At 60.6% G+C, this 17,092-nt stretch carries 15 protein-coding genes; 4 read left to right on the forward strand and 11 right to left on the reverse strand.

The features are described 5' to 3' along the window. Nucleotides 1-8 precede the first annotated feature (8 nt). Nucleotides 9-833 (forward strand): pyrroline-5-carboxylate reductase, encoded by an 825-nt coding sequence (proC, locus tag F7P80_RS14410; protein ID WP_151045681.1) that lies wholly within the window; start codon nt 9-11, stop codon nt 831-833. 66 nt (nt 834-899) lie between these two features. On the opposite strand, the gene F7P80_RS14415 is transcribed toward proC, so the two are convergent. The 6 genes from F7P80_RS14415 to recG all read right to left on the reverse strand — a co-directional run bounded on the left by F7P80_RS14415 (nt 900) and on the right by recG (nt 7,323). Continuing rightward, complete coding sequence (locus F7P80_RS14415) at nt 900-1,526, reverse strand: DUF1269 domain-containing protein (protein ID WP_151045683.1); 627 nt, start codon at nt 1,524-1,526, stop codon at nt 900-902. Nucleotides 1,527-1,716: 190 nt separating this feature from the next. Then, nucleotides 1,717-2,601 carry a 4-hydroxybenzoate octaprenyltransferase gene (ubiA, locus tag F7P80_RS14420; RefSeq protein WP_151045685.1) on the reverse strand — a complete coding sequence of 295 codons (885 nt, stop codon included), beginning with the start codon at nt 2,599-2,601 and terminating at the stop codon, nt 1,717-1,719. Nucleotides 2,602-2,636: 35 nt separating this feature from the next. Next, on the reverse strand, nt 2,637-3,452 hold the full coding sequence (locus tag F7P80_RS14425; protein WP_249041494.1) for a phosphatase PAP2 family protein: 816 nt from the start codon (nt 3,450-3,452) through the stop codon (nt 2,637-2,639). 4 nt (nt 3,453-3,456) lie between these two features. Next, nucleotides 3,457-3,999, reverse strand: coding sequence for a Dps family protein (locus F7P80_RS14430; RefSeq protein WP_151045687.1), 543 nt, complete (start codon nt 3,997-3,999; stop codon nt 3,457-3,459). Nucleotides 4,000-4,127: 128 nt separating this feature from the next. After that, the gene (locus F7P80_RS14435) at nt 4,128-5,090 is read right to left on the reverse strand and encodes a LysR substrate-binding domain-containing protein (RefSeq protein ID WP_151045689.1); all 963 of its coding nucleotides are present in this window, start codon (nt 5,088-5,090) and stop codon (nt 4,128-4,130) included. Between the two features lie 109 nt (nt 5,091-5,199). Further along, entirely contained in the window at nt 5,200-7,323 is a 2,124-nt protein-coding gene (gene recG, locus F7P80_RS14440; RefSeq protein ID WP_249041495.1) for an ATP-dependent DNA helicase RecG, read from the reverse strand. 219 nt (nt 7,324-7,542) lie between these two features. Between recG and queA the strand changes: the two genes are divergently transcribed. Next, a complete protein-coding gene (queA, locus tag F7P80_RS14445; RefSeq protein ID WP_151045693.1) occupies nt 7,543-8,634 on the forward strand; it encodes a tRNA preQ1(34) S-adenosylmethionine ribosyltransferase-isomerase QueA in 1,092 nt (363 codons plus the stop codon). Between the two features lie 90 nt (nt 8,635-8,724). Next, nucleotides 8,725-10,506, forward strand: coding sequence for a bifunctional metallophosphatase/5'-nucleotidase (locus tag F7P80_RS14450; protein WP_151045695.1), 1,782 nt, complete (start codon nt 8,725-8,727; stop codon nt 10,504-10,506). An 81-nt stretch (nt 10,507-10,587) separates the two neighbouring features. Here the strand turns inward: F7P80_RS14450 and F7P80_RS14455 are convergent, their stop codons facing one another. From F7P80_RS14455 to F7P80_RS14475, 5 genes are all read right to left on the reverse strand, one after another. Beyond that, nucleotides 10,588-12,153 (reverse strand): enterochelin esterase domain-containing protein, encoded by a 1,566-nt coding sequence (locus F7P80_RS14455; protein ID WP_249041496.1) that lies wholly within the window; start codon nt 12,151-12,153, stop codon nt 10,588-10,590. 189 nt (nt 12,154-12,342) lie between these two features. Further along, nucleotides 12,343-13,101 (reverse strand): iron ABC transporter ATP-binding protein, encoded by a 759-nt coding sequence (locus tag F7P80_RS14460; protein WP_058879953.1) that lies wholly within the window; start codon nt 13,099-13,101, stop codon nt 12,343-12,345. Next, the gene (locus F7P80_RS14465; RefSeq protein WP_151045699.1) at nt 13,098-14,090 is read right to left on the reverse strand and encodes an iron chelate uptake ABC transporter family permease subunit; all 993 of its coding nucleotides are present in this window, start codon (nt 14,088-14,090) and stop codon (nt 13,098-13,100) included. The genes F7P80_RS14460 and F7P80_RS14465 overlap by 4 nt, the downstream gene beginning before the upstream one ends. 3 nt (nt 14,091-14,093) lie before the next feature. Continuing rightward, nucleotides 14,094-15,092, reverse strand: coding sequence for an ABC transporter permease (locus F7P80_RS14470; protein ID WP_058879951.1), 999 nt, complete (start codon nt 15,090-15,092; stop codon nt 14,094-14,096). After that, the gene (locus tag F7P80_RS14475; protein WP_151045701.1) at nt 15,076-16,005 is read right to left on the reverse strand and encodes a siderophore ABC transporter substrate-binding protein; all 930 of its coding nucleotides are present in this window, start codon (nt 16,003-16,005) and stop codon (nt 15,076-15,078) included. The genes F7P80_RS14470 and F7P80_RS14475 overlap by 17 nt, the downstream gene beginning before the upstream one ends. A 222-nt stretch (nt 16,006-16,227) precedes the next feature. Here F7P80_RS14475 and F7P80_RS14480 point away from each other — a divergent pair, with 222 nt between their 5' ends. After that, the gene (locus F7P80_RS14480) at nt 16,228-17,091 is read left to right on the forward strand and encodes a Wzz/FepE/Etk N-terminal domain-containing protein (RefSeq protein ID WP_151045703.1); all 864 of its coding nucleotides are present in this window, start codon (nt 16,228-16,230) and stop codon (nt 17,089-17,091) included. Nucleotide 17,092 lies beyond the last annotated feature (1 nt).

Raw genomic sequence — 17,092 nt, forward strand, 5'->3', positions numbered from 1 at the left:
GCACTGATATGAGCCAGACATCTTCTACACGGATTGCCTTTATCGGCGGCGGCAATATGGCCAGCGCCATCATCGGCGGGCTGATTGCACGCGGCCTGCCTGCGGCGCAGATCACCGTGGTCGAACCTTTTGAAGCCGCGCGCACTGCGCTGAAGGCCAAGTTCGGCATTGATGCCCTGCCCGCTGCCAGCGATGCGCTGGCTGGCGTGGATCTGGTGGTCTGGGCCGTCAAGCCCCAGACCTTCAAGGACGCGGCAGCGCCCGTAGCGGCCTACACCACCAATGCCCTGCACCTGAGCGTGGCCGCTGGCATTACCACCGACAGCATTGCCCTGTGGCTGGGCTCGGGCCGCATCGTGCGCGCCATGCCCAACACCCCTGCCCTGGTGGGCAAGGGCATGACGGGCCTGTTTGCACGCGCAGAAGTGAACGCCGAAGGCAAGGCGCTGATCGAGCGCGTCATCGGCACCACCGGTCAGTTTGTGTGGGTGGATGCGGAAGACAAGCTGGATGCCGTCACAGCCCTGTCTGGCTCCGGCCCCGCCTATGTCTTTCTGTTCCTGGAAGCCATGACCCAGGCGGGTGTGGACATGGGCCTGAGCGCCGAGCAGGCCTACCAGCTGGCGGTAGCGACCTTTCAGGGCGCATCGGAACTGGCTGCACGTTCGGAGGAGCCCGCCTCCGTGCTGCGCGAGCGCGTCACCAGCAAAGGCGGCACCACCTATGCAGCCCTCACCCACATGCAGGCGAATCAGGTTCCCGAGCACTTTATCGCTGCCATGCGCAAGGCCGAGACCCGAGCCAAGGAGCTGGCCGCAGAATTTGGCAAATAAGCCGCACTGCACCACCAAAACCAAGGGGCCACGAGGGCCCCTTGTTGCATGCATGGCAGCGGCGTTTTACGACTTGCTGCTGATGCGCGCTTTCAGGTGTGCGGCAGAGGCCTTGACCTCGTTTTTCCAGTCCTCCACCTTGTGCTCCCACTTGTCCAGATGCTGCAGTCGCAGCGCACGCACGGCGGCCTGGGCCGCAACGTCATGGGCTTCTTTTTGTGCACGCACTTCCGCCTGCACAGCCTCCAGCGGACGGCGCAGCAAAGTGGCTTCCAGCTGTTTGGCAATGGCATCCACCGCTGCCACATCGGCTTCATCCACCTGGGCAATCAGGGCGGTGCTGCCCTGAGGAATCACGGTGCCAATCTGATCCACCACGCTGGCGCGGTCTTCCGCACGGTCCAGCGCCACGGCGTCACCAAACACCGCGCCATACACGCCGCCCAGCAAAATACCCAGCGGGCCTGCCAGCATGCCCACCAGGGCACCAATCAGCGTGCCGTTCAGGGCCACACGGGCTACGGCACCATCCGAGGCCTGGTCCTGAATGTTCAGCATGCCCTGCGCATCGCGCTGCACCACCACAGCGTTGTGCAGCTTCAGCTGCGGGCCCACGGCATTCTTCAGGAGTGACAGCGCCTCAAAGGCGCGGCTTTCTTCGGCAAAGCTCAGTACGACAACGTTTTGGTCCATGGCAAGTTCCTTGATTGCAATCCGGCGAAAGGGCTAGCAGCCCCACAACTTGAACAGTGTGCATACAGCATGCCTGCACAACTGCCAGAAAATGCCGCATTCGTGACAAAAAGCGACACGCTTCTGGATCTAAGTCAAGCCGCGCGCAGATGACATGCCCTCCGCACGGCCTCACAAGGTCTGACGAGGCTTAACGCAGCGCAAAACCCAGCGCCACGCCCGCAAAAATGGCCATGCCAATGTAGTGGCTCTTGCTGAACGCCACAAAGCAGCCTTCGCGTGAACGGTTTCGGATCAACGTGAAATGCCAGATCACCTGCGCCGCGGCCACAGCCATGCCCAGCCAGAACGGCCAGCCCAGACCATAGGGCAGCACCGCCCAGATGGTCAGCCCCAGGCACAGCACAAAAAAGCCCATGACCCCCAACACATCAAAGCGCCCCAGCGTAATGGCCGAGGTCTTGATGCCGATTTTCAGGTCGTCATCGCGGTCCACCATGGCGTATTCGGTGTCATAGGCCAGCACCAGGCACATATTGGCCAACCACAGCACCCAGGCCGTAGTGCCCACCGTACCCACCACCGCCGCAAAGGCAATCAGTATGCCGAAGTTGAACGCAATGCCTAAAAAGGCCTGCGGCATGGCAAAAAAACGCTTGGTAAACGGGTAAAGCATCGTGAACAGCACCGCTGGCACAGACCAGGCCACAGCCTCCCAGCGCGTGGAAAGCACCAGAAAGAAAGACACCAGCGTGAGCACCAGGCCCACCATGGCCGCTTCCTTGACGCTGACCTGCCCGCTGGTAATGGGGCGCTGCGTGGTGCGCTTGACGTGCTTGTCAAAGTCGCGGTCGGCAATGTCATTGATGGTGCAGCCTGCACTGCGCATCAGCACCGTGCCCAGCGCAAACACCAGCAGCAGGTGCCAGCCCGGAAAGCCATCGGCCGCAATCCATAGGGCCGCCAAGGTAGGCCATATCAGCACCAGCCAGCCAGCCGGGCGGTTGAAGCGAATCAAATCCAGATACAGCGACAGCTTGCTGCGCTGCACCTCAGGAGAGCTTGGAGAAGTCATACACCTCGGTTCACAAATTGGGGAGTCGCCATACTCTAACCAGCCTGGCGGCGATGCGCAGCCACATGGCGCGCCATGTCTGCGGCGGCAATCACCAGCGACAGCCATGCCAGCCCCAGCAGCCAGCCTGCCAGCACATCACTCACATAGTGGGCACCCAGCACCACGCGGCTCATGCCGACCGATAGCACCACGGCCACGGTCAGTGGCACCACGCCCCGGGGCGGTGCATGGCGGGACATGCTCAGCCACAGCCAGGCCAGCAGGCCATAGCACACCAGCGTACCGGCACTGTGCCCGCTGGGGAAACTGTAGCCCTGCTCCAGCACCCAGCGCACTTCGGGGCGCTCGCGGCCCACGCTGTGCTTGATCAGACGCACGCACAGACCCACACCGGCCACACCAACCACCCATGCCCCCAGTTGCAGCCATGCCCTGCGCCACAACAGCCAGAAGCTGGCCATGGCGCCCAGTGCGGCCATCCAGACGATGTGGCCAAGCTGTGTCAGCAGCTTGACGACACCCAGCCAGGGTGCACCTTCCTGCGCCTGCACCCAGGCGGCCACGCGACCATCGATGGACAGCCAGTCCACACAGCCCGCACAGGAGGCCGTGCCACCGCCCTGCGCCATATTCCAGACCATCCATGCCAGCGGCAGTGCCGCCAGCAGGCCCAGCGCGCACCAGCCATACGCCGCACGCAGCGTGCGCTGTGCGTGCATGTCCCGCACTGGCAGGCGCCAGCGTTCATGCAAAAAAAAGCCGCCAGCGGCGGCTATCAGCAGCAGCGCCAGTAACGGTGCTGCTGCCTGGTCAATCCACTGCATCATGCGTGGCAGTGTGTCGACCACATGCTTACTCTTCCAGCAGCGAGCGCAGCATCCATGCGTTTTGCTCGTGCACGGTCAGGCGCTGTGTCAGCAGGTCAGCCGTAGGCTCATCATTGGCCTTGTCTGCCAGCGGGAACAGTTCGCGTGCCGTGCGGGCTACAGCTTCGTTGCCTTCGACCAGGGTGCGAATCATCTCGCTGGCCTTGGGTGGTGTGACAGGCACATCCGGCAGGCTGGTCAGCTTGCCAAACTGTGCGTAGGAGCCTGGTGCATAGTGGCCCAGCGAGCGGATGCGCTCGGCGATGGGGTCCACAGCGTTCCACAGCTCGGTGTACTGCTGCATGAACATCGTGTGCAGCGTGTTGAACATGGGCCCCGTCACATTCCAGTGGAAGTTGTGCGTGGTCAGGTACAGGGTGTAGGTATCAGCCAGCAGGCGCGACAGGCCGCCGGCGATTTCTTCACGGTCCTTGGTGCTGATGCCAATCTTGATGGGCATGCCCTTGGTGGCCTTGGCCTCAGGGGCTGCAACAGCCTTGGTGGTTTGCTTCTTGGTTTCTTTTGCCATGATGTACTCCTCAATCATGTAGCCCGGCGCAGCAGCATGCCACTGCGTCAGATGGAAGATGTTTTCTACTGTAGCTCAACCCTGTACATGGGGTGGCATTCACAGTTTGCAATGAGCCGAGCCCTGGCTCAGGTCAGCAGCTTGGCGCCTGACAGTTCGCAGGCATAGACCGCATTGCGCAGCGCTGCAATCGCCTCGTAGCGCGTAAAGCTGCGTCGCCACACCAGCACCACACGGCGCGATGGAGGTTCGTGCCCGTCTTCGTTATGAATGGGCAGATAGCGGATGTGTGGAGCATCGGTGGCACGGCGGCGTGGTGACTCCAGCGCTTCCTTGGGCACGGACAGGCGGGGCACCAGCGTCACGCCCATGCCGGCGGCCACCATGTGCTTGATGGTCTCCAGCGAAGAGCCTTCAAAGGTGCGGCGAATGCCTTCGGCATTGCTGGCGTAGCGTGCGAACTCAGGGCAGACTTCCAGCACATGGTCGCGAAAGCAGTGGCCCGAGCCCAGCAGCAGCATGGTCTCGTTCTTCAGATCGGTGGTGGTGACGGCATCCTGCTGCGCCAGCGGGTGGTTGCTGGGCACGGCAGCCATGAAAGGCTCGTCATACAGCGGCGCCATGGCCAGACCGGTTTCAGGAAAAGGCTCAGCCACGATGGCGCAGTCAATTTCACCGGTGCGCAGCATCTCCAGCAGCTTGACGGTGAAGTTCTCCTGCAGCATCAGCGGCATCTGCGGCGTCATCTTGATGGAGTTGCGCACCAGCTCAGGCAGCAGATAGGGGCCGATGGTGTAGATCACGCCCAGCGTCAGCGCGCCAGACAGCGGGTCTTTGCCACGCTTGGCAATTTCCTTGATCTCTGCCGCCTGCTCCAGCACGCTCTGTGCCTGACGCACGATGGCTTCACCCAGCGGGGTCACCGAAACTTCACCGGCGCTGCGCTCAAAAATCTTGACGTCCAGCTCCTCTTCCAGCTTCTTGATCGCCACCGACAGCGTAGGCTGTGACACGTAGCACGCGTCTGCGGCGCGTCCAAAGTGCTTTTCGCGCGCAACGGCCACGATGTATTTGAGTTCTGTAAGCGTCATAAGCTTTTGAGATTGCCTATCGAGGTGAAGAATCAATCACCTATTGTGCATTCATGTCAGCGCATGCATGCGCTTTGTAACCAATATCCAGACGCATTTTGGTCTTGTCCTACGCCTTCAGGAACTCAGATTTGGCGCCCAACCAACGCTGGATATGCGCCTGCGCCAGATGCGGGTACTGACTGAGCATGCGCGGTGCCAGCTCACGCGCCCATTCCAGCAGCGCCACGTCCTTGTCCAGGTCGGCAAAACGCAGCAGCGCATCGCCCGACTGGCGTGCCCCCAGAAATTCACCGGGGCCACGGATTTCCAGGTCGCGCCGCGCAATCTCAAAGCCATCATTGGTCTCGGCCATGGCACGCAGGCGTTCCTTGCCCGTTTCAGACAGCTTGCCGTTGTCCCCCACGGAGTACAGCAGCACGCAGGCCGACGCTGCCGCGCCACGCCCCACACGGCCGCGCAGCTGGTGCAGCTGGGACAGGCCAAAGCGCTCGGCATGCTCAATCACCATCAGCGAGGCATTGGGCACATCCACCCCCACCTCAATCACCGTGGTGGACACCAGCACGCCCATCTTTCCGGACGTGAACAGCTCCATCACCGCTTTCTTCTCAGCCTGCGGCATGCGTGAGTGCAGCAGTCCCACCATGACGCCAGGCAGTGCCTCGCTCAGCTCCACGTGTGTGGCCGTGGCATTGGACAGGTCCAGCGCCTCGCTCTCTTCAATCAAGGGGCAGACCCAGTAGACCTGCCGCCCCTGTGCAATCTGCGCGCCAATGCGGGCGATGACTTCGTCCTTGCGGCTGTCGGAAATCACCTTGGTCACGATGGGCGTGCGCCCCGGTGGCAGCTCGTCGATCACGGAGACGTCCAGGTCCGCGTAATAGCTCATGGCCAGTGTGCGTGGAATGGGCGTGGCACTCATCATCAGCATGTGCGGCTCCAGCCCCTGGTGGGCGAGCTTCTGGCGCAAGGCCAGGCGCTGCGCCACGCCAAAGCGGTGCTGCTCGTCAATCACCGCCAAGGCCAGGTTGTGGAACTGCACCTGCTCCTGAATCACGGCATGCGTGCCGACCACCAGCGCAGCCTCGCCACTGGCCACCAGCTCCAGCATGGCCGTGCGTTCTTTTTTCTTCTGCGCACCCGACAGCCAGGCGACCTTTTTGCCAATCGGCGCCAGCAGTGGCTCCAGCCAGCCCACGAGCTTGGCAAAGTGCTGCTCCGCCAGAATTTCCGTGGGAGCCATCAGCGCGCACTGCCAGCCGGCCGCAATACACACCATGGCCGACATGGCCGCCACCACGGTCTTGCCCGAGCCCACATCACCCTGCAGCAGGCGGTGCATGGGAATAGGCCGTGCCAGGTCCTGTGCAATCTCCCGGCACACACGCTGCTGCGCACCCGTCAGGCCAAACGGCAGCTGCTGCAGAAACTGCTCCACCAGTGTCAGCGTGCCCGCTGCGGGCTGGGGCACCTGCAGCACGGGGGCCTTGAGCGCGGCACGCTCCTGCCGTGCCTGGTATTGCGACAGCTGCTGGGCCAGCAGCTCTTCCGCCTTCAGGCGCTGCCACGCGGGGTGGGTGTGATCTTCCAGCGTAGCCAGTGCCACATCGGGCGTGGGGTGGTGCAGAAATTGAAGCGCCTCGCGCAGCCCCATCAAGGGCTGGAGGCCATTTTCACCCCAATAGTTTTCAATCGGCGGCTGTGCATCGGGCGGCAGGGTCTCCGGCAGCTGCACGCGCTGCATGGCGCTGGCAATGGCGCGCCGCAGATAGGCCTGCGGCAAGCCTGCCGTAGCGGGGTAGACGGGCGTGAGTGCCTGGGGCAGATCGCCTCCTGCGGTCTTGACCACGGGGTGCATCATCTGTCTGCCCCAGAAGCCCCCTTTGACCTCGCCACGAATGCGCAGCGTCGTACCCACGGCCATGCTTTTTTGCTGCGAGGGGTAGAAGCTGAAAAAGGTCAGCACGCAAGTGCCTGTGCCGTCATCCACCGTGACTTTGAGCATGCGGCGCGGGCGCAGCTGCACTTCGCAGTGGGTGACCGTGGCTTCAATCTGCACCGTGTCGCCATCGCGTGCATTGCGCAGCAGGGTGATCCGGGTTTCATCTTCGTAACGCAGGGGCAGGTGCAGCACGAGGTCGATATCGCGCACCAGCCCCAGTTTTTGCATGGCCTGCTGCGCCGGGCTGGGTGCCGTTTTCTTGGCAGGCGTAGAAGAAGAGGAAGGCATGAATCTGAAAGCGTAGGCAAAGCACAGAAGTAAGCACCAAAGGCTAACACGCCCCATCGTGCTTCCATAGGCCATATGCACAGAACATGGGCCCTGCGTGCAGGCATTGGCTGCGCATGGATATTGCAGACCATGACGCCATCACCACGGCGCAGATTTGCGAGAATGCGCGCTTTGATTTTTCCTTGGGACGGGCTTGTCAGGCCCTCAAGAACTCTCATGTCTTCTAGCCACCGCGCTCCTCATACCCTCAGCGATTTTGACTTTGTGCTCCCCGAGCACCTGATTGCCCAACACCCTGCTGCTGAACGCAGTGCCTCGCGTCTGCTCGACGCGCGCGCCCCGGAACTGGTGGACCGCGTCTTCAAGGATCTGCCCGATCTGCTGCATGAAGGCGACCTGCTCATCTTCAACGACACCAAGGTGGTCAAGGCCCGTATCTTTGGCGAGAAAGCCAGCGGCGGCAAGCTGGAACTGCTGATCGAGCGCGTGCTGCAGGGCAATGAAGTCGTGGCCCACATGAAGGTCAGCAAAAAGCCTTTGCCCGGTGCACGCATTCATCTGTGCGGCGGCGTGAAAAACGGCGGCTTTGACGCTGTACTGCTGGGCCGCTGGCCCGATGAAAGCGGTCCGCTGTTCCGCTTTGCGCTGCAGGGCGCCAACAACGAGTCGCCCTGGGAGCTGATGGACCAGTTTGGCCACCTGCCCCTGCCACCCTATATCGAGCGCAACCAGAACGCCGAAGAAGACCCGGACGAGGAAGAAGATTCCGAGCGCTACCAGACCGTGTTCGCCAGCCACCCAGGCGCCGTGGCCGCGCCTACGGCTGCGCTGCACTTTGACGAACAGGTGCTGGCCGCCCTCAAGGAAAAAGGCGTGGAAACTGCAGCCGTGACCCTGCACGTGGGCGCAGGCACTTTCCAGCCTGTGAAGGTGGAAAACATTGCCGAGCACCAGATGCACAGCGAGTGGTACAACATTCCGCTGGAAACGCTGGCAGCCTTGGAGCGCTGCCGCCAGCGCCGTGGCCGCATCATTGCCGTGGGTACGACCAGCGTGCGCACACTGGAATCCTGGGCACGCACAGGGCAGATTTCGGGCGACACCAACATCTTCATCACCCCTGGTTTTGAGTTCCGCGTGGTGGACTGCCTGATCACCAACTTCCACCTGCCCAAGAGCACGCTGATGATGCTGGTGAGCGCCTTTGCGGGCTACAAGCACATCATGGACACCTACCAGCACGCCATCCAGAATGAGTACCGCTTCTTCAGCTATGGCGACTCGATGATCCTGGAGCGCCGCCGCTAAGCGCTGGGCTGCATGGCACACACAGGGAGCACTTGCGTGCTCCCTTTTTTGGTGATTGCGCAAGTGCTCCTGCATTGATCACAATGCGCCATGCTTTCCTCTTCGCTCTCTGTGGCACGCACCAGCCTGTGCGTAATCTCTGCATGGTTGCTGGCCAGTTGCGGCGGTGGTCACCATCACGCGCCAGACGCTTCCAATGCACAGCTCATCGACATCCACTTGCTGGCATTCAATGACTTGCATGGCCACTTGGATGCGCCCGGCGTACAAGCGGATGTGCCTACGCACGCAGGCAGCACGCAAAAGATCGCGCTGGGTGGCATGCCATGGCTGGCAGGCACGGTGCAGCAGTTGCGCCAGCGCTACCCGCATCATGCCGTGGTAAGCGCGGGGGATATGGTGGGTTCTTCGCCGCTGCTGTCGTCCTTCTTTCTGGACGAACCCACGATTGAAGCTGCCAATGCCATGCAAGTGGACTTTGCAGCCGTTGGCAACCATGAGTTTGACCGCGGTTGGCAAGAGCTGCTGCGCCTGGCACAAGGCGGCTGCGAGACCTATACCCAGCGCACACCTTGCCAAGTCAACCCCAGCTTTGCGGGTGCGCAGTTCCCCATGCTGGCCGCCAATGTGTTCAGCCAGGATGGCCGCAACCTGCTGCCAGCTACCGGCCTGAAAACCTTTGAGCACAACGGCCAGCAAGTGACGGTGGGCTTTATTGGCATGACGCTCAAAGACACGCCCAAGCTGGTGATGGCGACCGCCATCCAGGGTCTGCGTTTTGACGATGAAGTGCAGACCGCCAATGCTTTGGTGCCCCAGCTGCTGGCGCAGGGTGCTGACATCATCACCGTGCTGCTGCACGAAGGTGGCCAAACCGATGTCTCACCATTTGAGCAAGGCTGCGAGGGCCTGAGTGGCTCCATCGTGCCGATTCTGGAAAAACTGGACCCTCGCATCAGCGTGGTGGTGTCCGGCCACACGCACCAGACCTATGTGTGCGACTACGCCACGGTCAATCCACAGCACCCATTTCTGCTCACCAGTGCAGGCCTGCATGGCACGCAGCTGACGGACATTCAACTGCGCTGGGACCCGCAGCTGCGCCAGCTGCACAGCCGCAGTGCTCGCACCCTGGCCATACCTGCCAACGCACAAGCAGCGACAACACCTTCGCCCTTCGTGGTTGAGCACACCCATGCGCATCCTGAGGTGCAACGCATTGTGGAGCGCTACCGCAGCGTGATTGCGCACGAAGCGCAAAAAGTGGTGGGCCGCATCATCTCGCCGGGCAATATGCCGCTGTCCAATCTGCCCGTCGCGTCCGGCGAAATTGCCTTGGGCAACCTGATATCGGACGCACAGGTCTGGGCCATGCAAGACCCTAAGCTGGGCGGCGCGGATATTTCATTCATGCACAGCGGCGGCATTCGCGCAGCGCTGCAGCCTGATGCCGATGGCCATGTGCGCTTTGACCAGCTCTACGCCATCCAACCCTTTGGCAATGCCTTGATTGGCATGACGCTGACCGGCGCACAGATCAAGGAACTGCTGGAAGACACCTACGCCGTGCCGCTGTCCAGTTCTGGCCGCCGCCGTGTGCTCTCACCCAATGCAGACTTGCGCTGGCGCCATGACGCCCATGCCCCCGTGAACGAGCAAGTCAAAGACCTCACGCTGCGCGGCCAGCCGCTGGATATGCAGGCCAACTACCGCGTGGTGGTCAGCAGCTTTTTGGCCGACAATGGTGATCGCTACAGCGTCTTCAGCCAAGGCACTGATCGCACGCAAGGCCCGCTCGATATCGACGCGCTGGAAGCCTATGTGCGCGCACACAGCCCGCTACCAGCGCCTGCCACCGATCGCATTCAATAAAAGTAGCTGCCTACGCTGTATTAAAAAGGATTTCAGATACTTTTTTATCTGAAATCTTTTATCTGTCAGCGCAACAAGCTCTTATTTCTGAACCCCATTGCAGACTTGCATGCGTGCATCGGCCATCTTCTGCGGAGCCAATAACGCCACCAATCCACAGCCCAGCGATGCCTGCCACTGCACATAGTCGTGGCCTGAAATCCACTCGCGCTGCGTCACAGACAAGCCGTGCGCGCGCAACACGTCGCCCAATTCGCGTGAAGTTTCCAAAATGCCATTGCGCCCGCCGCGGCCAGTTTCAAACCGGCCGGCGTCGATGTAAAAACGCACATGGGGCATGGGCGACGGCAAGTTCTGCCACGCGCGTTGCATCCATCCCGCTGGCTCGCCTTGCGGTGCCCACCAGTACGAGCCCGACATGCTCAGCACATTGCCAAATAGCTCTGGGTGCATCAGGCCCAGATAGCTCGAAACCAAGCCGCCATAGCTACTGCCTGCCACCACCGTGTGGCGCGCCATTTGCGCCAAGCCCTGCTCGCGCACCCAAGGCATGAGCTCCTCAGCCATGAACTGCGCAAACTTGGGATTGGGCGGCAACTCTTGCCCACGCGCTTCGGGGCTGGCATTGCCCACGATGACCGCTGCCGTGTTTGGCAATAAACCATCGGCCATCAAGTTGTCCAAAATGCGCGGCGTGGGCACATCGTGCACAAAGGCATGCGCGTCAAACAGCACCAGCAGATTCTGTGGCTCGGCGCCTGCAGGCACATAGGTCCAGACATCGCGGTCATTACCCAAAATCTGGCTGTGCACCACATGGCGCGTGAGCGTGCCCTGCGGCACATCGCTGCGCGCTTGGACCCACGGCTGCTTGGGCGCTTGCGGCAATTGCAACACCGAGCGGCCTTGGAACCTATCGACCGCTTGCGTGGCCAATTGCGCTGGGAAGGTATGCGGATTGAGTGGATCACGCTGCAGCGTGGCCAAAATCATGCGGCGCTGCTGGGCGGCATTCGCCACCTTGGGCACATCGGGCGCCAAGGCATAGCTCAACCGCGCGCGTGGGTCCATGACCACGCTGGTCCACCACACATCACTGCCACCCAGCTTGCGCAGCGGGTTGTGGTCACCGCTGGGGCTGCCAAACAGCCGCACATTGTGGTTGCCTTGGTCGCGCCACAAGAAGGTAACGAGCAGCTGGCCGCCCTCCCAAGGCTCCACCAGCGGCGTGCCTTGCTGCTGCACCTGCTGCCAGAACGCATCGGTGCTATGGCCTTGGGCCAGCGCCTGTTGCAATTTTTTCAGCCGTGGCCCCATGGGCGTGTCTTCAGGCTTTGGCTGCTCTTCGCCCTGTACCTGCCAAGTGTTCAGCACCTGCAATGAGAACGGCGCGGCTGCAAGATTCTTTTCAGCGGGCACCACCCACAGCTGTTCTTGCTGCGCGCCCAGCGAACGCCACATGGCCGTTTGCACGCCACGCCCGTCTTCGGCCAAGCGGCGAATGTGCTGGCCTTGCGCATCGCGCAAATCCAGATGCAGGCCCGCGCCCGCAAAGCGCAGCTGCACGACAGCGCCTGCAGGCACCTGCAACTGCACTTGCTGCGCCATGCCTTGCAGCTGTGACTGCACCACTTGCTGATCGCTCACCACCAGGGGCTCAGCCTGCGCTGCGCAACTACCCACCATCCAAGCCGCTATGGCGGCACTTAATTTTTTCTTCAAAAACATAGCTACTTACGCTGTTAAGACCAAGGATTCGCGGGGAAAGTTGCTTGAAGTCGAGGTTCTACCAACGCTACAAGCTATGTTTTTATCGATCTTGGTGCGCGCTAAACGCTACGCAAAGTAGTGGCACAGGCGCTGGCCTTTGATCTCATGCACGCTGACGGGAATCTCATACAGCGCGCTCAAGACCTCATCCGTCACCACCTGCAACGGTGCGCCTTCGTGCGCCACATGGCCGTTTTTCATGGCGATGATGTGGTCGGCATAGCAGCTGGCAAAGTTGATGTCGTGCAGCACCACCACCACGGTTTTCCGGCGCTCATTCACGAGGCGGCGCAGCAGCTTCATCATGCTCACGGCATGGGCCATGTCGAGGTTGTTCAGCGGCTCGTCCAGCAGGATGTAGGGCGTGTCCTGGCACAGCACCATGGCGATGTAGGCACGCTGGCGCTGACCGCCTGAGAGTTCATCCAGATAGCGATCCGCCAGCGGCGTGAGCTGCAGGAACTCCAGCGCCTGATTCACGTGCTGAACGTCCTCAGCCGTCATGCGGCCCTTGCTGTGTGGAAAGCGGCCAAAGCCCACCAGATCGCGCACCGTCAGGCGCAGGGTGGACTGGTTGTCCTGCCGCAAAATGGCCATCACCTTGGCCAGCGCATCGCTGGCGGTTTTGGCCACATCCAGCCCCGCCACATGGGCCGAGCCAGACGTGATGGCATCCAGGCGGCTGACCATGGACAGCAGCGTGCTCTTGCCCGCTCCGTTGGGGCCGATGATGGCCGTGAACTGCCCCACCGGAATCTGCACACTCACCCCATGCAGTACCGTGGTGCTGCCGTGGGTCTTCGCGACCTTATGTGTCTCAATCATTGTTTGCCCTTGCGCAGCAGCAGCCCGATAAACACCAGACCGCCCACAAATTCCACCACCACCGACAGCGCGGAGTTAAAGCCCAGCACGCGTTCCAGAATCACCTGGCCGCCCAGCAGCAAGATGCAGCCCCAGAGCACCGCCGCTGGCAGCACCCACTGGTGGCGGCGCGTGCCCATCCACTGGTAGGCCATGTTGGCGACCAGCAGGCCAAAGAAAGTCACAGGGCCGACCAGCGCGGTGGAAATCGCCACCATGGCACACATCACCACCAACAGGCGCAAGACCTGCGGCTGGTAGTCCACGCCCAGATTCACCGCCGCGTCACGCCCCAGCGCCAGCACGTCCAGCACATGGCGCTTGTGCCAAAAATACGCCACGCCGAAGGCCAGCAGCACCAGCGAAGGCCACAGCAGCTGCGTGTGGATGGTGTTGAAGTTCGCAAACATACGGTCTTGCAGCGTGGCGAACTCATTGGGGTCGATCATGCGCATGGCAAAGCTGGTCATGCTGCGAAACAGAATGCCCATGACCATGCCCACCAGCAGCATCAGGTGCAGGCTGGACGCATGGCCCGTGAACAGCCAGCGCATCAGCGCCACGCTGAGCACAACCATCAGCACAATCTCCAGCCCAAACTTCGGGATCACGCCCAGACCGACCACGCCGACCGATCCCAGCACCAGTACCAGCACGGCCTGCAGGAACAGATACAGGGCATCGAGCCCCATCACCGCAGGCGTCAGAATGGTGTTGTGCGTCACCGTCTGGAACACCACCGTAGACATGCCCAAAGCGCAGGCCACCACCATCATGGTGATGACCTTGGTGCCACGGTGCTCCAGCACAAAGGCCCAGTCGGCATCCACACCCAGCGTCATAAAGGCAGCGATGGCCACCACGGCCATCAACACCAGCGTCCACAGGCGGTTGCGGGACTGCGACCACCATGCGGGCCTGGTCGCCGGTTCGTACAAATCTTGCGCCATGACTTATCCCTTGATACGACGGCGCAACAAAATCGCCAAGAACAGACCACTGCCCACGACACCCATCACAGTGCCGACAGGAATCTCATAGGGCGCAATGATCAGGCGCCCAAACAGGTCGCAGAGCATGGTCAGCGCTGCACCGGCAATCGCCACCCACCAGACGCTGCGGCGCACGTTGTCACCCAGCATCAGACGCACGAGGTTGGGCACGATCAAGCCCACAAACGGGATGGAGCCCACGGTCACCACCACGCAGGCCGTGACCACTGAGACCACGATCAGCCCCTGCAGCACCAGCGCCTTGTAGTTCAACCCCAGATTGGTGGCAAAGGATTCGCCAAGCCCTGCCACGGTAAAGCGGTCGGCCGCCAGCACTGCCAGGCCGGTCACGCCCAGCGACAGCCACAGCATCTCGTAGCGGCCTTCAATCACCACGGAAAAATCGCCGTTAGAGAAGGCGCGCAGCGACTGGATCATGTCGTACTGGTAAGCCCAGAACGTGGTCGCCGCCTCAATCACCCCCGCCAAAATCAAGCCCACCAGCGGCACAATCCAGGCCGAACGCAGGCGGATGCGCGAGAGGATGGCCATGAACAAGGCCGTACCCGCCATGGCAGTGAGCGCTGAGACGCCCATCTTGGCAAACACCGGCAGATCAGGCGCCACCAGCATGCAAAACAGCATGCCCAGCGTGGCGGACTCCACCGTGCCCATGGTCGATGGCTCCACAAAATGGTTGCGCGCCAGCATCTGCATCAGCAGACCTGCCACCGCCATGGCGCTGCCCGCCAGCATCAGGGCCAGCGTACGCGGCACGCGCGAATACATCAGCACCTGGGCCACCATGTCGTCTTCGTTGTCACTCCACAAGGTGTTCCAGGACACATCGCTCACGCCCACTGACAGGCTCCACAGCGCCAATGCAAAAAGGGCCACAAGGGCCCCTGTCCACGCCAGGGCTTGTCGCCCCGCGGGTGTGTGTTTATTTGGAGAAAGCATCCGACAACTGTTTCAAATTGGCTTTGAGTGCAGAAGGGCTCGAATTGGACATGGTGTACCAGTCTGCCGCGTTCAGATACACCACACTCCCATTGCGCCAGGCTTTGGTGGCGTACACCAGCTTGTTGTCCAACAGCTTCCTGGCAGCTGCGCCATCGTTGCCGATGGCGGCGTCGCGGTCCAGCACCAGCAGGTAGTCAGGATTGGTCTTGAGCAGGTACTCAAACGACACGGCCTGGCCATGCTTGGACACCTCAATCTTGTCCTTGATGGGCTGCACGCCAAACACCGAATACAGCATGTCAAAGCGCGAACCTGGGCCATAGGCGCTGAGCTTGCCGCCATTGGTCATCAAAAACAGTGCACCACCTTTATTGACTGCTTTGGCCTTCACATCCGCAATGGCCGCATCAATTTCCTTGATTTCTTGCTCACCCTTTTCCGGCACGCCGTAGATGGCCGCAATGGAGCGAATATTGCGGTAGACATGCGCCATCTGGTTCTGGTTATCGATGGTCACATCGAGCACGGGCGCAAACTTCTTGAGTTCTTCCACCTTGGGCAGAGAACGGTTGCCCGCAATGATCAGATCGGGCTTGAGTGCTTTGACTTTTTCATAGTCAGGCTCAAACAGCGTGCCGATGTTGGCGTACTTGCTGCTATCTCCATATTCCTTGAGCGAGGGTGGCAGCGCCTGTGTGGGATTGCCCGCCACCTGACCACCAATGGTCTTGATGATGTCCAGCGCGCCAAAGTCATAGACCAGCACTGTCTTAGGCTTGAGCGGCACAACCACTTCACCCGTGTTGTCCTGCACCTTGATGGTCTCTGCCGCCTGCGCAGCAGCAAAAGGCAGGGCCACGGCCAACATCAAACCCGCCAGTGTCTGGCGACGATTCCACACAGCTTTCATGTTCAACTTTCTAAACCGTCTTGCGCGACGGAGGATCACAACATGAAGCATTTTATGAGAATCATTCTCAATATTTTTAATGTGGACTTGTTGCCTTCAATGGGCCAACTGAATTGCAGCGATGCTTTGACGACCTCCACCGCGCGCCTCTGAGCCTCATGCTGTACGTAAAGCCTGTGCTAGATTCGAGGTTTTCAATCTTTCACTTGTGATGTATTTGTAATGGAATCCTCAGCTGCACAAACAGACGATGAAATCGATTTGCTCGACTTGCTGGTCGTCATTGCAGAAAACCTGAAACTGCTCATCTTGGGACCATTGTTCGTTGGTATTTGCGCTCTGGGCACTGCTTTCACGCTGCCTCAGACCTATGAAAGCCAATTCACTCTCAACCCACAAAAACCTGGTCTGAATGTTTCGGGCGCAATGCTCGCCAGCTACATCAAATCCTTCGACGTACTCAAAAAAGCAGCGGACGATATCGGATTCGAGCCAGACAGCAGCACACAGCAACGCATCGAAAAACTGGAAAAACTCCTAGCCGTTTCCGTGGGAAAGCAAGATCAGCTGGTGACGCTCAAAACCCAAGGTGATTCACCTGAGAGTGCGCGTTTACTCAATGAGAGTATCTGGAAAAATGTCTTGCCTTTGACCATTCCGCGTGGCAAGGATATGGAGCGTCTGCAAACCCAAATTCAGGCAGAACGTGAGCGCCTGCAGGCAGGTCAGAAACTGGAGATTGAAACTGCGAAGAAACTGTTGAGCGGTAGCGCCTCTGCCTCAGAGGTAACTTCGCGCCTTTACGGTGAACTGCTCGCAGCCAATAGCACACGACTCCAAGCAATTGCTGCCTTGGAAGCCCAAGCAGAAGGCTTAACCCTCGAAAACTTGACGGAACAGCCCACTGTGCCAGAGCGCGCCATCAAACCCAAGAAAGCTCTGATCGCCATTGCCGCCACCTTAGGGGCTGGCATGCTGCTGCTGTTCTTTGTGTTTGTTCGCCATGCGCTGCGCAGCTCCAGCAAAGATCCTGAGCAAGCAGCCAAGCTGCAGCAGATACGACGCGCTCTGGGCTTTAAGTCGTAAT

The sequence above is a fragment of the Comamonas kerstersii genome (genome assembly GCF_008801935.1).
Lineage (GTDB): Bacteria > Pseudomonadota > Gammaproteobacteria > Burkholderiales > Burkholderiaceae_C > Comamonas > Comamonas kerstersii.

Bases quoted from the DNA above. Each gene is read 5' to 3' on its own strand.
- proC (WP_151045681.1), top strand. From the start codon at position 9: ATGAGCCAGACATCTTCTACACGGATTGCCTTTATCGGCGGCGGCAAT.
- F7P80_RS14415 (WP_151045683.1), bottom strand. From the start codon at position 1,526: ATGGACCAAAACGTTGTCGTACTGAGCTTTGCCGAAGAAAGCCGCGCC.
- ubiA (WP_151045685.1), bottom strand. From the start codon at position 2,601: ATGACTTCTCCAAGCTCTCCTGAGGTGCAGCGCAGCAAGCTGTCGCTG.
- F7P80_RS14430 (WP_151045687.1), bottom strand. From the start codon at position 3,999: ATGGCAAAAGAAACCAAGAAGCAAACCACCAAGGCTGTTGCAGCCCCT.
- F7P80_RS14435 (WP_151045689.1), bottom strand. From the start codon at position 5,090: ATGACGCTTACAGAACTCAAATACATCGTGGCCGTTGCGCGCGAAAAG.
- recG (WP_249041495.1), bottom strand. From the start codon at position 7,323: ATGCCTTCCTCTTCTTCTACGCCTGCCAAGAAAACGGCACCCAGCCCG.
- queA (WP_151045693.1), top strand. From the start codon at position 7,543: ATGTCTTCTAGCCACCGCGCTCCTCATACCCTCAGCGATTTTGACTTT.
- F7P80_RS14450 (WP_151045695.1), top strand. From the start codon at position 8,725: ATGCTTTCCTCTTCGCTCTCTGTGGCACGCACCAGCCTGTGCGTAATC.
- F7P80_RS14460 (WP_058879953.1), bottom strand. From the start codon at position 13,101: ATGATTGAGACACATAAGGTCGCGAAGACCCACGGCAGCACCACGGTA.
- F7P80_RS14465 (WP_151045699.1), bottom strand. From the start codon at position 14,090: ATGGCGCAAGATTTGTACGAACCGGCGACCAGGCCCGCATGGTGGTCG.
- F7P80_RS14470 (WP_058879951.1), bottom strand. From the start codon at position 15,092: ATGCTTTCTCCAAATAAACACACACCCGCGGGGCGACAAGCCCTGGCG.
- F7P80_RS14475 (WP_151045701.1), bottom strand. From the start codon at position 16,005: ATGAAAGCTGTGTGGAATCGTCGCCAGACACTGGCGGGTTTGATGTTG.
- F7P80_RS14480 (WP_151045703.1), top strand. From the start codon at position 16,228: ATGGAATCCTCAGCTGCACAAACAGACGATGAAATCGATTTGCTCGAC.